Here is a 14,152-nt window from a genome sequence, read left to right on the forward strand (position 1 = left end):
TGGCCGGCGCCGAACGCGCAGAACACCGAGGCGTCGCACGGCTCCGCGCTGGGCGACGAGGAGGTGGCGGCCACCAAGCGCGTCCTGGGCTTCGACCCGGAGCAGACCTTCGAGGTCTCGGACGAGGTCATCGCGCACACGCGCCGCGCCCTGGACCGTGGCCGTGAGGCCCGCGCCGCCTGGGAGAAGGACCTCCAGGAGTGGCGCGCCGCCAACGCGGAGCGCGCCGCCGAGTTCGACCGGATCGCCGCGGGCGAGCTGCCGAAGGGCTGGGAGGAGAAGCTCCCGGTCTTCGAGGCGGGCAAGGGCGTCGCGACGCGTGCCGCGTCCGGCAAGGTCCTCCAGGCGCTGGGCGGGGTCATCCCGGAGCTGTGGGGCGGTTCGGCCGACCTGGCGGGCTCCAACAACACGACGATCGACAAGACGTCGTCGTTCCTGCCGAAGGGCAATCCGCTGCCGGAGGCCGACCCGTACGGCCGCACGATCCACTTCGGTATCCGTGAGCACGCGATGGCCGCCGAGATGAACGGCATCGCGCTGCACGGCAACACGCGCATCTACGGCGGCACCTTCCTGGTGTTCTCCGACTACATGCGCAACGCGGTCCGGCTGTCGGCGCTGATGCACCTGCCGGTGACGTACGTGTGGACACACGACTCGATCGGTCTCGGCGAGGACGGCCCGACCCACCAGCCGGTGGAGCACCTGGCCTCGCTGCGTGCCATCCCGGGCCTGAACCTGGTCCGCCCGGCCGACGCCAACGAGACCTCCATCGCCTGGCGCGAGATCGTCAAGCGGCACACCCGCGTGTTCGGCAAGGGCGCCCCGCACGGCCTCGCGCTGACCCGCCAGGGTGTGCCGACGTACGACTGGAACGAGGACGCGGCCAAGGGCGGGTACGTTCTGTTCGACGCCGAGGGTGGCGACGCTCAGGTCGTGCTGATCGGCACCGGCTCCGAGGTGCACGTGGCCGTCGAGGCGCGGGAGCAGCTGCAGGCGGCGGGCGTCCCGACCCGTGTGGTCTCGATGCCGTGCGTCGAGTGGTTCGAGGAGCAGGACCAGGCGTACAAGGACACCGTCCTGCCGCCGTCCGTGAAGGCGCGGGTCGCGGTCGAGGCCGGGATCGGTCTCACTTGGCACAAGTACGTCGGAGACGCCGGCCGGATCGTCTCCCTGGAGCACTTCGGCGCCTCCGCCGATGGCAACTTCCTCCTGCGCGAGTACGGCTTCACCCCGGAGGCCGTGGTGGCCGCCGCGCGGGACTCACTTGGCGCGACAGAGCGCTGAGGCACACGGACATGACTGTTGGAGACCCTCATATGACCGATGCACTCAACCGCCTTTCCGAGGAAGGCGTCGCGATCTGGCTGGACGACCTCTCGCGTCAGCGGATCACGTCCGGCAGCCTGGCCGAGCTGATCGATCAACAGCACGTGGTCGGTGTCACCACCAACCCGTCCATCTTCCAGAAGGCGATCTCTGAGGGCCACGGTTACGACCAGCAGTTCGCCGACCTCGCCGCCCGCAAGGTCACCGTGGAAGAAGCGATCCGCATGATCACGACGGCGGACGTGAGGGACGCCGCCGACATCCTGCGCCCGGTCTTCGACGCGACGCAGGGCCAGGACGGCCGGGTCTCCATCGAGGTGGACCCGCGCCTGGCCCACGACACGGCGGCGACCATCGCCGAGGCCAAGCACCTGGCCTGGCTCGTGGACCGCCCCAACACGCTCATCAAGATCCCGGCCACCCAGGCGGGTCTGCCGGCGATCACCGAGGTCATCGGCCTCGGCATCAGCGTGAACGTGACGCTGATCTTCTCGCTGGAGCGGTACCGCGAGGTCATGGACGCCTACCTGGCCGGTCTGGAGAAGGCCCGCGAGCGCGGCCTCGACCTCTCCAAGATCCACTCCGTGGCGTCCTTCTTCGTGTCCCGCGTGGACACCGAGATCGACAAGCGGCTCGACGCCCTCGGCACCGACGAGGCCAAGGCGCTGCGCGGCAAGGCCGCCCTGGCCAACGCACGTCTGGCGTACGAGGCGTACGAGGAGGTGTTCGGCTCGGAGCGCTGGGCGGCCCTGGGCAGGGCGCAGGCCAACAAGCAGCGTCCGCTGTGGGCCTCGACCGGTGTGAAGGACCCGGCGTACAAGGACACCCTGTACGTCGTCGACCTGGTCGCCCCCGGCACGGTCAACACCATGCCCGAGGCCACCCTGAAGGCCACCGCCGACCACGGCGAGGTCGCCAGTGACACCGTGCGCGGCACGTACGAGCAGTCGCGTGCCGAACTGGCTGCCGTGGCCAAGCTGGGCATCAGCTACGACGACGTGGTCCAGCTCCTGGAGGACGAGGGCGTCGACAAGTTCGAGGCGTCCTGGAACGACCTGCTCAAGTCGACCGAGAAGGAACTGCGGCGCCAGGCGCTGCACGGCGCCACGACGTCCGGAAGGTAGCCGGCTGCCTGGGCAGGCCGAGCGTTTCGACCGCTAGCGCCACCACCACCTTCGGCCGAGGACCGGCAGCACGCGCGGAAGCGTGCTGACCGGTCCTTCGTCATGTACGCGGCACGGGAACAGGGAAATCAAGCACAGAAAACCATTGCGCAAAGCATTGCGCTTGGATCCGCGATGTCGGATGCTCTTCCAGACCACTCGTTGGCGCGACCGATCCGGTCGGTGCCCGGCGCTGATCTCTGGAGGGCACGCTGGCCCCTGCTTACCTTCCGGTCGGTACGCCGCCGCCCTCGCGTTGCCGCACCGGGGATCCACCACCGGGACCGACGCTCCTGGTCGAACCGCGTGGGCGGGGGCCCTGAAACTGGGTCCTCCGTCCTGGCGAGGGGAGCCCAATCAGTCGAGGCGCTGGTCACACTCGCCGTCAGGTCGCACGACGGGCCTCCCGGCGTGGACGTCGGGCGGCTGCGGGATAGACCGCATGTTCGCCCCGTGCCATGCCGTCGCAGCGCGCCGCATCTTCCCTCCAAAACAAGGAAGTTGATGCGGTCGGGTCTCAACTCCCGTTCAAGTCTCGCTTCCCTGCCCGATGCCGATGCCGATGCCGATGCCGATGCCGACGGCCGACGCCCGACTCGGCCGAAGTCCTCAGCCCGGGGTCGACGGGTGCATCCGGTCGGACATGAGTCGGCAGGTCGGCGTGAAGTGGCCGCCACACGCGGAATGCCGTGGCGGCCGCAGGTTCACATGAAACCCCTGACAAGGAATGCGGCGGATCCATGCAACTTGCTACTGACACGACCAGACAGCCGTCCAGAGGGAAAACCAAGGGCTCGCCCGTGGCCGTGGTCGCCCTGATCGCGGCCATGTCCGGCCTGCTCTTCGGATATGACACCGGTATCATCGCGACGGCACTCCCCGGGATCAGTGAGTCGTACCACCTCGTCACCGAGGGTGACAAGCAGATCATCACATCCGCGTTGCTCCTCGGCGCCGTGTTCAGCGCACCGTTCACCAGCTACCTCTGCGACCGGTACGGTCGCAAACCGATGCTGCTGCTGATCGCAGCGCTCTTCATCGTGACGACGCTGGCCTGCGCCGTTCGGACCACTCCCACCGTCCTCACCGTGGCCCGCTTCTTCCTGGGGCTGGCAATCGGCGCCGCCAGCGGCGCGGCGCCGATCTACATCTCGGAGATGTCACCCGCGAAGCGACGTGGCCGGCTCGTCGTGCTCTTTCAGCTCATGATCATGATCGGGATCGTGTGCGCCCACTTCACCGGCTACTTCATCGGACACGAGGCCTGGCAGTGGCTGATCGGCTTCGGAGCCCTTCCCGCGCTGGTGATGCTCGTCGGTGTCACGCTCCTCCCCGAGAGCCCGCGATGGCTGTATGCCCACGGCATGGTCGAGAAGGCGCAGGCCGTGCTGCTCAAGCTGCGCGGCGACCGCGAGCAGGTCGAATGCGAACTCGGCGGAATGGCGCAGGCGGTCGCCGAGGAGCGGCAGGCGAACACCGGCTCCTGGCGCGAGTTCTTCTCGGCGCGCGTGCGTCCGGCAGTGATCCTCGGTGGCGGCGTCGCCATGTTCTCGCAGATCACGGGCAACAACGCGCTCGTCTACTACATGCCGACCGTCTTCCACGACCTCGGGTTCTCGGAGGACGCCTCCGTCCTCATGCCGGCCTTCGGCGCGGTCGGCGTGATGATCATGACGTTCGCGGGGAGCTACCTCGTCGACACCGTCGGCCGGCGCAAATACCTGCTGATCATGGTCCCGATCTCAATCCTGTCCTTCATCGTGATCGCACTGCTGCTGGGCCAGGGCAGCGACGCCACCCAGGGCTGGAAGCTCTACGCGATCTTCGGTGCCGTGATCCTCTACATGGTCGCCAACAACGGTGCCTTCGGAGTGACGATCTGGCTGGTCAACGCCGAGGTCTATCCGATGAAGCTACGCGGCAAGGGCGGCGCCTTCGGCGCCTTCAGCCACTGGTTCTTCGACTTCATCGTCGCCGCCACCACGCTGACGCTCTTCCAGGTCCTCGGCGCGGCAGGGCCGTTCTGGCTCTTCACCGGCATCTCGGTGGTGTCCCTGGCCTTCGTCTACTTCCTGCTGCCGGAGACGAAGGGCAAGTCGCTCGAGCAGATCGAACACGAGCTCAACCAGGGACGGTTCTACCAGTTCCAGCGCCGCGGCTGACGACGATGGAGTCAAGCAGGGACACAGTCGTCTGAGCGCCGGCAACCGTGCAGCTGAGGGGCGCAGACGCGGCTACCGCTGCGTCGAGCACGTTGGGTCCCGTCTGTGCAGAGCCGCAGCATCAGACCCTCGTTCCCTGGGGGCGACGTCCCTCCCCAGGGAACGCGAGCTCATCGCTGTTCCTCCGCTGGCATACCGCCGCCGCCAAGGCGCGAGCCGACCCTGTTCTCCTGTGACAGCCTCTCCAACCTGCCGCAGAGCGGTATCCGTTACACCCTCCCCGGCGGATCGTCACCACATCCCTGACCGAGGAACGGCCACGGCGTCAGTAAGCCACCCGTCGCAGCAGCCCGGCCGTCTGCCCCGCCCCAGGAGCGACTTGCTGCGGCTCCCGCATCGTCTCAGGGCTACGCTGGGGGGGTGTCCTAACGGAGGTTGGTGGACACCAACAAGGACAACCCGGAGCGCCAGGTGCGGCTGTCGTTCCTCGGCTAGCCGCGCACTGCCCCGGACCCCAGACCGGCCAGCCGCAGCAACACGCCCTTGACCTCGGTGGCCGCCAGGGAGGCGCGTGCCGGGCCGGGGTCGGAGCAGAGGAACACCGGGCCGTCGTCGGGGGACGCCGGCAGCCTGCCGTGGCTGCCGCGCACCCGCGACGGGTCCAGGGAGACGACCTGCAGGGAGTAGCGCAGCCCCAGCCTCTTGCGGGCCAGGGTCAGGGCCGCACGTGCTTTCACCAGCGGGTCGCGATGGTCGAAATGGAGCTCGGCGGGGTCGTACCCGGGCTTCCGGTGGATGTCGACGGCTCGGGCGAAGTCCGGCGCCCGGGCGTCGTCCAGCCAGTAGTAGTAGGTGAACCACGCGTCGGGGCGGGCCACCGCCACGAGTTCGCCCGCTCGCGGATGGTGCAGTCCGTGCTTCTTCTTCCCCTGGTCGTCCAGGACCGCGTCGACTCCGTCCAGCCCGTCCAGCAGATCGCGCACCCGGCTCGTGTCGGCCGGGTCCCGGACGTACACATGGGCGATCTGATGGTCCGCGACGGCGAACGCCCGCGACGCCTGCGGGTCGAGGTACTCCATGCCGTCCTGGGTGTGGACCTCCAGGAGACCGGCACGGCGCAGCGCCCGGTTGATGTCGACCGGACGGCTGACCGGAGTGATGCCGTACTCGCTGAGCACGACGACGGTGGCACCGGCCCGTTCGGCTGCGTCGAGCAGCGGCGCGAGCTCCCTGTCCAGCTCGCGCGCGGCCTGGACCGCCCGGGGGCCGAACGGGTCGTGGCGTTGCAGCGCGTAGTCGAGGTGCGGGACGTACACCAGTGTCAGATCGGGCCGGTGCCGGTGCAGCAGATGACGGGCGGCGCCGATGATCCACCGGGAGGACGCGATTCCGGCTTTCGGCCCCCAGTAGGAGAACAGCGGGAACGGTCCGCCCCGGCGCGTGAGTTCGTCGTGGAGCTCCGGCGGCCGGGTGTAGCAGTCCGGCTCCTTGCGGCCGTCGGCGTAGTAGATGGGACGCGGGGTGACCGTCCAGTCCACGTCCGCTCCCATCGCGTACCACCAGCAGACGTTGGCCACGGTGTAGCCGGGCCGCTCCTTGCGAGCGGCGTCCCAGAGCTTTTCGCCCGCGACGAGGCGGTTGCTCTGACGCCACAGCAGTACCTCGCCCAGCTCGCGGAAGTACCAGCCGTTGCCGACGGCGCCGTGTTCGGACGGGGCAGCGCCGGTGAGGAAGGTGGACTGCATCGAGCAGGTCACCGCCGGCAGGACCGGGTCGAGGCGGGCGCCGAAGCCCTGCGTACGCAGAGCCGAGAGCCGGGGCATCGAGGACAGCAACCGGGGAGTCAGGCCCACGGCGTTCACGACGACGAGCCGCTTCACGACATGATCTCCTTCACGCCGAGCGAGGACAGGGCGTCGCGCGTCCAGGCGAGTTCGGCGGCGATGCCGTCCAGCAGTTCGCCCCGGGTGGGACCCTCCGGGAGCACGGACCACGTGTACGTCTCGACGTCGACGTGGTCCGTCAGCGCGGCCTGACCGCCGAGCAGGACGTCCAGGGTGGCCAGGAGTTCGCTCTGCGTGGACCGGAGCGGCGGGGCGAGCGCGGCGTGCACCGGTACGTGGTAGTGGACGCGCCAGGGACCGTCCCCGGGCAGGGCGCCGGCCAGTGCGTCCGGCAGGTCGTCGGCACGCAGGACGTGGTTGCCGCCCGCGTGCTCCCGGGTCTGGTGCAGGAAGCGCTCCTCGGCGAACCGCCCGAGGGCGACGCGGGCCGCGGGCGTGGTGGGGGAGTCGACGTGCAGGGCGCAGGACGCCTGCGCCTTGACCACGGGCACTCCGTGGGCCGCCAGCGCGTCACACGCCTCGGCCGGGTCTTCGAACTCGGTGGCCAGGTGGCAGGCGTCGAGGCACAGCCCGATCAGATCCGTCGGCACGTGCCTCCGGAGCGCCGTGGCCGCGCCGACGTTCTCCATCACACAGCCGGGTTCGGGTTCCAGGCCGACGCGGATCGTACGGCCGGTCTCGGCGCGGATCGCCGAGAGCCCTTCGGCCAGCAGGCCAAGGTGCCGGTGCGCGCGTTCGGCCCGGTGCGGGGACCACGGCGTACGCCAGGCGAGGGGCAGGGTGGAGACGCTGCCGCGCACCGCGTCGGAGGGGAGCAGTCCGGCGAGGATCCGGGCGCAGTCGAGCGTGTACTCCAGCCTTTCCCGGGCGGTCCAGTCGGGGCGGTAGACGGACTTCTTCACCGGTGCGCCCGTGTGGAAGCCGGCGTAGGGGAAGGCGTTGAGCGTGACCACTTCCAGGCCGCGTCGTTCGAGTTCGTCGCGGAGCAGGGGGAGCGCCCCGGGATCGTCCAGCAGTCGGGTGGCCACCGTGCGGGCGAGCCAGAGGCCGAGTCCGAGCCGGGGGGTGCCGAGCCGCTCCCTGACGGGTTCGGCGAAGTCGGCGAGTTGGCTCAGCACCCCGTCCAGGTCCTCGGCGGGATGGACATTGGTGCAGTAGGAGAGGTGGACGACGGTGCCGTCGGGGTGGCGGAGTCGCATGCGATCACTCCCCGCCGCGCTTGATCGTGTTGTCCCCGGGACCGGCGGCCCCGTCCCGCCGCGGCCGTTCCAGCTCCAGCCGCCCGCTCTGCCCGTAGAAGGAGACCGGGTTCTCCCAGAGCACCCGCCGCACGTCCTCCTCGCGGAAGCCGGAGCCGAGCATGGCCTCGCCCGTCCGGCGGGGTGTGAGGGGGTCGCTGTGCCCCCAGTCCGCGGCCGAGTTCACGAGCAGCCGTTCGGTCCCGTACCGGGTGAGCGAGGCGACAGCGCGGTCCACGCTCATCTTGGTGTCCGGGTAGACGGACATCCCCATCCAGCAGCCGCTGTCGGCGACCAGGGGGAGGGTGGGCTCGTTGAGGTGGTCGATCAGGACCCGTCCGGGTGCCATGCCCGACTCGCGGATCACGTCGAGGGTGCGTCGCGTTCCGGCCACCTTGTCCCGGTGCGGGGTGTGCACCAGGACGGGAAGGTCATACGTGAGGGCGTACTCCAGCTGGACGGCGAACGCCTTGTCCTCCGCCGGTGTCATCGCGTCGTAGCCGACCTCGCCCACGGCCACGACCCGGTCCTTCACGAGGTAGCGGGGCAGCACGTCGAGCACGCCCGCCAACCGCTCGTCGTTGGCCTCCTTGGGGTTCAGCGCGAGCGCGCAGTGGTGCTGGATGCCGAACTGCGCCGCCCGGTAGGGCTCCCAGCCCAGCAGGCTGTCGAAGTAGTCCTCGAAGGTGCCCACATGCGTACGGGGCTGCCCGAGCCAGAACGCCGGCTCGACCACGGCGCGGACGCCGGCCGCGGCCATGGCCGCGTAGTCGTCCGTGGTACGCGACGTCATGTGGATGTGGGGGTCGAAGATGTCCATGGGGTCACTCCTTCTCGGCGCCGGCCGACGTGCTGAGGAAGGGTTCGATGTCGGGAGGAACGGGCCGTCCTGCGGCCCGGCGTTCGGCGGCGAAATCCCTCAGCATCCTGAGCAGTTCGGGAGCGTCGGGCTCGGGCGGCGGGGCCACGCCGGCGAGGGGGACGCCGAGGAACACGCACTTGAGGAGGCCGTGGTGGAAGGCCGGCGGGTCGAGGTGGCGCCGGGCGTAGTCCCCGAGGGCCGCGGTGACGAGCCGGGCGTCGTTGGTGCGCAGGGCGTCCTCGACGAGCGGCACGGCCCGCGCGCCGAGGGCGTGCGGGGCGCGGAAGAAGGACAGGGAGCGCAGGACGCCGCGCCGCTCGGCGGCGTCCCCGTGCCGGTACAGCCGGGTCAGCAGGGCGGCGAGCTCGTCGCCCCGGCACGGCAGCGCGGTCAGCAGCAGGACGCGTACGGCGTCGTCGGTGGACCAGCCGGGGGCCGCCGGTCCGCCGGGCAGCGGATCGCGGGGCCCGCCGGGCAGCGGGCCGCGGCCGCAGGCCCGGCCTGCGACGGCCAGCAACGCGTCTACGCGGTCGGGCCGCTCCGCGACCGCTGCCGTGGCGTCACTCAGCCAGGCGCGGGCGGCCGCGGGCAGCCGGGCGCGGAGCGTGTCGGCAAGCGTGTCGGCAGGCGCGTCGGCCTCGGAATGCCGCGTCACCGGCGGCCTCCAGGGACCGAAGGAACCGAGAGCGCGGCCGTGGTCGCGGCCCTCGTCAGGAACTCGATGGACCGCCGCGCGGTTTCGGGCGCGTCGTGGCTGTGGCGGGGCAGTTCGACGCCGACCAGCCCGTCGTAGCCCACCTCGGCCAGGGCGGCGAGCACCGGCGGGAACGCGATCTCTCCCGTGCCGAACTCCAGATGGGTGTGGTCGCCGCGTTTCATGTCCTCGATCTGGACGTTGACCAGATGGGGTCCGGCCCTGCGGACGCACTCGGCCACCGGCTGGGGTTCCAGACAGCGGCAGTGTCCGATGTCGAGCGTCAGGCGGAACGCCTCCGGCTCGCCCAGGCGCCGGCGCAACGCGTCGAAACGGTCGAGCGTGTCGACGAACATGCCGGGTTCGGGCTCGAAACCGAGCGTGACGCCGTGCGCGGCGGCGTACGCGGTGAGTTCCTCACAGCCCGCGGTGAGGCGGTCCCATGCCTGTGCCTCGGACAGGCCAGGCGGCGCCTGACCGCTCCAGAAGGACACGACCCGGACGTCGAGGTCCGCGGCGATGAGTACGGCCCGGCGCAGCAGGTCGACGCGCAGGGCAGCGCCTTCGCCGGACAACAGGGTCGGATGGTGCTTGCGTCGCGGGTCGAGCAGATAGCGGCCGCCGGTCTCGATCACGGCGGTGAGGCCCAGGGCGTCCAGCCGGGCGGCGAGCCGGGTGAGCCGGCGGGGCAGGTCCGGAGCGAACGGGTCGAGGTGGCGGTGGTCCAGGGTCAGGCCCACCCCCTGGTAGCCGAGGTCGGCGAGGACGGCCAGGGCGTCGTCGAGCGAGTGATCGCCGAAGCCGTTGGTTCCGTAACCGAATCGGAGTCCGAGTGCCGGGATGCGGGTCGTCCGGGATGTCATGGAGAGGTGAGCCTCCTGAGTGCGCGTGCCCCGGGGCGCGGGGGCGGCGGGGAGCCGACGGCTGGGTGGGAGGGCGCTGTGCGGCGAGGGTGTCCGGTCGCGGCACGCTCGCCGGCGGTGGCGACGTGTGCGGGACCGGCATGCTCAGGGACCGGGCATGCTCAGGGACCGGGCACGCTCAGGTGGGGGCGATTCGCCGGCCCAGCGAGCGGGCCAGCGGATGGGCGGCCGCGATCAGCAGGGCCACGGCCGGGGAGCCGGAACGGGCGATGAATCCGGCCTGAAGGGGCAGCAGCGCGTGGATTCCCGCGCCGACCGCCTGCTGGACCCGGCCTGCGGAGGGGCCGCGCGACACGGCTGCCAGCGGGGGCGTGAAGCCGGCCAGGTACATGGCGGCCAGGGACGCGGAGGCCCCTCGGTCGAGGCGCCGCACGCCGGGGGCCGGAGCGGCGGCCACGGCCAGGGCGACACCGGCCGATCCGCCGATGCCGAGAGCGGCCGCGGTGGCGGTGCCCGGGCCCGGTGCCACCTCCTCCCGGCTCAGCCGCGTGATCAGCCCGGTGTGCAGCGCGACGACGCCCGCCGCGGGGAGGGCCGACCTGAGGGTCCCGCCCCCGGTGACCGCGCCGGACAGCACATCGATGCCGCGCGCGGCGCCCATGACGAACGGGCCCGCCGGTGTCGACTTGAACAGCAGGTCGTACGACCAGACGGCGGTGGACAGGGCCACCGCGGAGGTGAGGCCCCTGCGCCCGCCCGCGGCGGCGCTCAGTCCGACACCGGTGGCGGTCAGCCCGGCCGCCAGGGCGAAGGCCGCGCCGGGGCTCACCAGGCCCGAGGGAATGGGGCGTTCAGGTCGTTCCACGGCGTCGATCTCGCGGTCCGCCCAGTCGTTCAGCGCCATCCCGGCCCAGTACAGGCAGACGGAGGAGGCCGCCGCCACTGCCACCCGGGGACGGAGCCGGGCCCCCGAGGACACCATCCCGGCAAGGACGTCGCCGGGCACCGTGAGCGCCGCCGGTGCGCGGACGAGCCGTACGGCCGCGCGCAGGCGGGCGCGCCCCGTCATCGGATGCCGTCGCCGCCTCATGCGGCCGTCCGTAAGCCGCGCGCCCAGTCGACGAGGTCCGAGAACTGCCGTTCCAGGACGTGCTCATGGCCGTCGACCGGGTCCTTGAAGAAGAACCCCAGGTCGGTCATGGGCCCCGAGCGGCCCGCCCGGCAGGCTGCCGCCATCAGCCGCGCGAGGTCGAGCACGAGCGGCGCGGCGAGGGCGGAGTCACAGCCCTGCCAGGTGAACTGCAGGGACATCCGGGCACCGAGGAAGCCCTCGAAGGTGATGTGGTCCCAGGCGGTCTTCCACTCGCCCAGGGCGGGTACGTTGTGGATGTGGACGCCGCCGTCCACGGAGTGGCCGAGCGTGCTCTGCACCACCAGGGCCTTGCTGGCCGCCTTGCTGTTCACCGGGCCCGGAGCTTCGAGCGTCGCGCCGTCACCACCGCCGAGCAGGTTCGTCCCCGACCAGCTGCGCACGCGCAGCGCGCGCCGCGCGAACATCGGTGCCAGAACGGACTTCACCAGGGTCTCACCGGTCTTGCCGTCGCTGCCGGTGAACGGGACGGCGCGGAGCCGGGCCAGTTCCGTCAGGGCGGGCAGCCGGGCTCCCGTGGAAGGAGTGAAGTCCACGTAGGCGCATCCCGCTTCGAACGCCGCGTAGGCGTAGAGCGAGCTGGCGGGCAGCAGCGCGTCGCCTCCCGGTACGGAGGGCTCCCGCAGCGCCTGTCGCAGGGCGGCCAGCGACGCGTGGGCGGGGTGCGGGGATACCGGTGGTTCGGTCGAGGAGAGGTTCACCACCACCACGGTGTCGAGGTGGTTCCGCTCGCGGAACTCGACGAGATCGGCGGTCAGGCCGCGGATCACGCTGGCCGGGTCATCGGACGTGCCGTCCGTGCCCGGGCGGATGCGCGCGTTCGCGGCCTCCAGGTCGTCCGCGATCAGAGAGGGCAGACCGGCCGGCAGTACTCCATCGGCGACCAGCTCTTCGGCACGCTTGACCAGGTCCGGTCCGGCGATGTCGTGTCCGCCGCAGAGGAGTTCGTCGAAGTCCGGCAAGGGAACCCCGCGGAACGGTTCGAGGGTGGTGACACAGCCGACGGGGTCGTGTCTGCCTCTGCGGACGGCGGCCAGCCCCGCGATGACGGTGGTGGCCACGGACCCCCGTGCGCCGATCATCCACAGGCCGGTGTTCATGAGGTTCTCCTTCGTCTGGAACGGGGACGTCTTCGACCATCCGTCCGAGCGCGGGGGATCCGGCTCCGAAGCCGGGCGGCATACGGGCCGGACTGTGGCTTCCTGCGTCAACGGGAAAGGGATTCCAGGGCGTGCAGACCGCGGAGAAAGGTGGATGCGCTGCTCGATACCGCGCTGCTCGATACCGAGCTGTTCGACACCGCGCTGTCCGATACTCCCCGGAGAGTATGAAGCGGTCAAGGGAGGGTCGGCCGGGGCCCGACCGGCGTGCAGCGCCTCATGTCGACTCCTGGGTTTCGAGTTTGCGGCGGCGTTCTCCGGCTGGGCGGCCTGCCGCGGCGCGGTAGACGATGGGGCGGGCGATGGCCTGGAAGTCGACGTCGGGGTCCAGGCGGCGGACCGTTTGTTCGACCATGAGGAGTGCGAGGAGGGGGAACACGAACTCCGACGAGGCGTAGATGCCGTTGCGTCGCTGGCTGGCGAAGAGTTCGGTGGAGAACGCGATGAGGTCGAAGTCCCGTGCGGTGGTGCCGCCGAAGCGGTCGACGAGGCGGGTCATGTCCTGGGTGAAGGTGTCCGTGCTGCTGTGTCTGTCGACCTGTTCGGCGCTGGCCAGTACCGCTTCGGCGCATCGGGGACCGTTGCGGAAGCCGAGGTTGAGGAAGAACAGGGCCAGGTTCTCCCGTACCACCTCGGGGATGCGGTAGACGAATCCGGCGTCGAGAACGACGACGGAGCCTGTGGAGGTGAGGCGCAGGTTGCCCGGGTGCAGGTCGCAGTGGACCAGGCCGGTGCAGAAGAGCATTTCGAAGACGGCTCTCAGTGTCTGCTCGGCGAGTGCCCGGCGTCGTTGCGGGCTCAGTCCGGCGACGTCGACGCGGTCCTGTACCCCGGGGAGGAAGCCCATGACGACACAGGTTTCTCCGCACAGTGACGGTACGGGTTCGGGTACGGCGACGCATTCGAGGGTGGAGAGGTCCTCGTGGAGGAGTGCGAGATTCCGCGCTTCGGTGTGCAGGTCGAGTTGGCGCAGCACGCTGGCGCCGACGGCTTGGGCCATGTCGGACAGAGGGGCGCCGCGCAGCCCCGGGAGGCGGCCTGCGAGTGCGAAGACCGCGCAGAGGATGGTCACGTCTCGGCGGACCGTGTCGGTGAGGCCTGGCCGGCGCAGTTTGACGGCGACTCGGGTGCCGTCGCGCAGGCGGGCCGGGTAGACGCAGGCGATGCTCCCTGACCCGACGGGTTCGGGGTGGAAGCCCGGGAGCAGCTCGGGCCAGTCGGGTCCGAAGTGCTCTATGAGGGCCCGGTGGACGTCCTCGTGGCGCATGGGTTCGACGGCATCGTGGAGGCGTTTGAGCGCGCCGCAGGCGCGTGGCGGCAGGACGTCCTCGCGGGTGCTGGCGATCTGCGCGAACTTGATGAACGCGGGGCCGAGCCGTTCGACGATCCGCGCGAGTTCCTCGGGCCAGCTCTCCGTGGCGGTTTGTCGCCTCGTCAGGCGTCGCCATGAGCGCCGGGCCGCGTGGCGGGCGGTGCCCGCGGCGATGGTGGACAGGATCTGGCCGAGGCGCAGGAGTGCCGCCGCGGTGGTCACGGCAGGCAGGGAGGCGCGCGGCGCTCGTCGCATGTGGCCACACTTTCCTTAAGTAGGTGATTGTGGGGTGTCGAGCCGACGGCCTAGGGGTTCTTGGGGACTGTATGCCTTGACAGGCCTATGTTGCTTAGTTTTTATATAACTACCTCGCAT

The 14,152-nt window shown here is 70.7% G+C and carries 11 protein-coding genes; 3 read left to right on the forward strand and 8 right to left on the reverse strand.

What is annotated here, in order from left to right; translation table 11 throughout:
• The 3 genes from HTZ82_RS30740 to HTZ82_RS30750 all read left to right on the forward strand — a co-directional run.
• Positions 1-1,287: transketolase C-terminal domain-containing protein (locus HTZ82_RS30740; RefSeq protein ID WP_302852295.1), on the forward strand; the 1,287-nt coding region annotated here is incomplete at its 5' end.
• 32 nt (positions 1,288-1,319) lie between these two features.
• Positions 1,320-2,453: a transaldolase gene (tal, locus tag HTZ82_RS30745; RefSeq protein WP_175412685.1), complete on the forward strand. Its 1,134-nt coding sequence runs from the start codon at positions 1,320-1,322 to the stop codon at positions 2,451-2,453.
• A 728-nt stretch (positions 2,454-3,181) separates the two neighbouring features.
• On the forward strand, positions 3,182-4,654 hold the full coding sequence (locus HTZ82_RS30750; protein ID WP_175412686.1) for a sugar porter family MFS transporter: 1,473 nt from the start codon (positions 3,182-3,184) through the stop codon (positions 4,652-4,654).
• 491 nt (positions 4,655-5,145) lie between these two features.
• On the opposite strand, the gene HTZ82_RS30755 is transcribed toward HTZ82_RS30750, so the two are convergent.
• The 8 genes from HTZ82_RS30755 to HTZ82_RS30790 form a co-directional block, all read right to left on the reverse strand.
• Entirely contained in the window at positions 5,146-6,534 is a 1,389-nt protein-coding gene (locus tag HTZ82_RS30755) for a nucleotide pyrophosphatase/phosphodiesterase family protein (RefSeq protein ID WP_175412687.1), read from the reverse strand.
• Positions 6,531-7,697, reverse strand: a complete 1,167-nt coding sequence (gene eboE, locus HTZ82_RS30760) for a metabolite traffic protein EboE (RefSeq protein WP_175412688.1) — start codon at positions 7,695-7,697, stop codon at positions 6,531-6,533. The genes HTZ82_RS30755 and eboE overlap by 4 nt, the downstream gene beginning before the upstream one ends.
• A 4-nt stretch (positions 7,698-7,701) precedes the next feature.
• On the reverse strand, positions 7,702-8,556 hold the full coding sequence (locus HTZ82_RS30765) for a TatD family hydrolase (protein WP_175412689.1): 855 nt from the start codon (positions 8,554-8,556) through the stop codon (positions 7,702-7,704).
• Between the two features lie 4 nt (positions 8,557-8,560).
• A complete protein-coding gene (locus HTZ82_RS30770; RefSeq protein ID WP_309235795.1) occupies positions 8,561-9,253 on the reverse strand; it encodes an EboA domain-containing protein in 693 nt (230 codons plus the stop codon).
• On the reverse strand, positions 9,250-10,155 hold the full coding sequence (locus HTZ82_RS30775) for a sugar phosphate isomerase/epimerase (RefSeq protein WP_175412690.1): 906 nt from the start codon (positions 10,153-10,155) through the stop codon (positions 9,250-9,252). Before HTZ82_RS30775 ends, HTZ82_RS30770 begins: the two co-directional genes overlap by 4 nt.
• Positions 10,156-10,333: 178 nt before the next feature.
• Positions 10,334-11,245 (reverse strand): SCO3242 family prenyltransferase, encoded by a 912-nt coding sequence (locus HTZ82_RS30780; RefSeq protein ID WP_254712233.1) that lies wholly within the window; start codon positions 11,243-11,245, stop codon positions 10,334-10,336.
• A complete protein-coding gene (locus HTZ82_RS30785; protein WP_175412691.1) occupies positions 11,242-12,405 on the reverse strand; it encodes an inositol-3-phosphate synthase in 1,164 nt (387 codons plus the stop codon). Before HTZ82_RS30785 ends, HTZ82_RS30780 begins: the two co-directional genes overlap by 4 nt.
• Positions 12,406-12,682: 277 nt before the next feature.
• On the reverse strand, positions 12,683-14,032 hold the full coding sequence (locus HTZ82_RS30790) for an AarF/ABC1/UbiB kinase family protein (RefSeq protein WP_175412692.1): 1,350 nt from the start codon (positions 14,030-14,032) through the stop codon (positions 12,683-12,685).
• Between the last annotated feature and the right edge of the window lie 120 nt (positions 14,033-14,152).

The organism is Streptomyces sp. TRM64462 (assembly GCF_013362995.1).
GTDB lineage: Bacteria > Actinomycetota > Actinomycetes > Streptomycetales > Streptomycetaceae > Streptomyces.

Excerpts from the sequence above, each read along its gene's own strand:
- tal (WP_175412685.1), top strand. The coding sequence starts at position 1,320 with ATGACCGATGCACTCAACCGCCTTTCCGAGGAAGGCGTCGCGATCTGG.
- eboE (WP_175412688.1), bottom strand. The coding sequence starts at position 7,697 with ATGCGACTCCGCCACCCCGACGGCACCGTCGTCCACCTCTCCTACTGC.
- HTZ82_RS30765 (WP_175412689.1), bottom strand. The coding sequence starts at position 8,556 with ATGGACATCTTCGACCCCCACATCCACATGACGTCGCGTACCACGGAC.
- HTZ82_RS30775 (WP_175412690.1), bottom strand. The coding sequence starts at position 10,155 with ATGACATCCCGGACGACCCGCATCCCGGCACTCGGACTCCGATTCGGT.
- HTZ82_RS30780 (WP_254712233.1), bottom strand. The coding sequence starts at position 11,245 with ATGAGGCGGCGACGGCATCCGATGACGGGGCGCGCCCGCCTGCGCGCG.
- HTZ82_RS30785 (WP_175412691.1), bottom strand. The coding sequence starts at position 12,405 with ATGAACACCGGCCTGTGGATGATCGGCGCACGGGGGTCCGTGGCCACC.
- HTZ82_RS30790 (WP_175412692.1), bottom strand. The coding sequence starts at position 14,032 with ATGCGACGAGCGCCGCGCGCCTCCCTGCCTGCCGTGACCACCGCGGCG.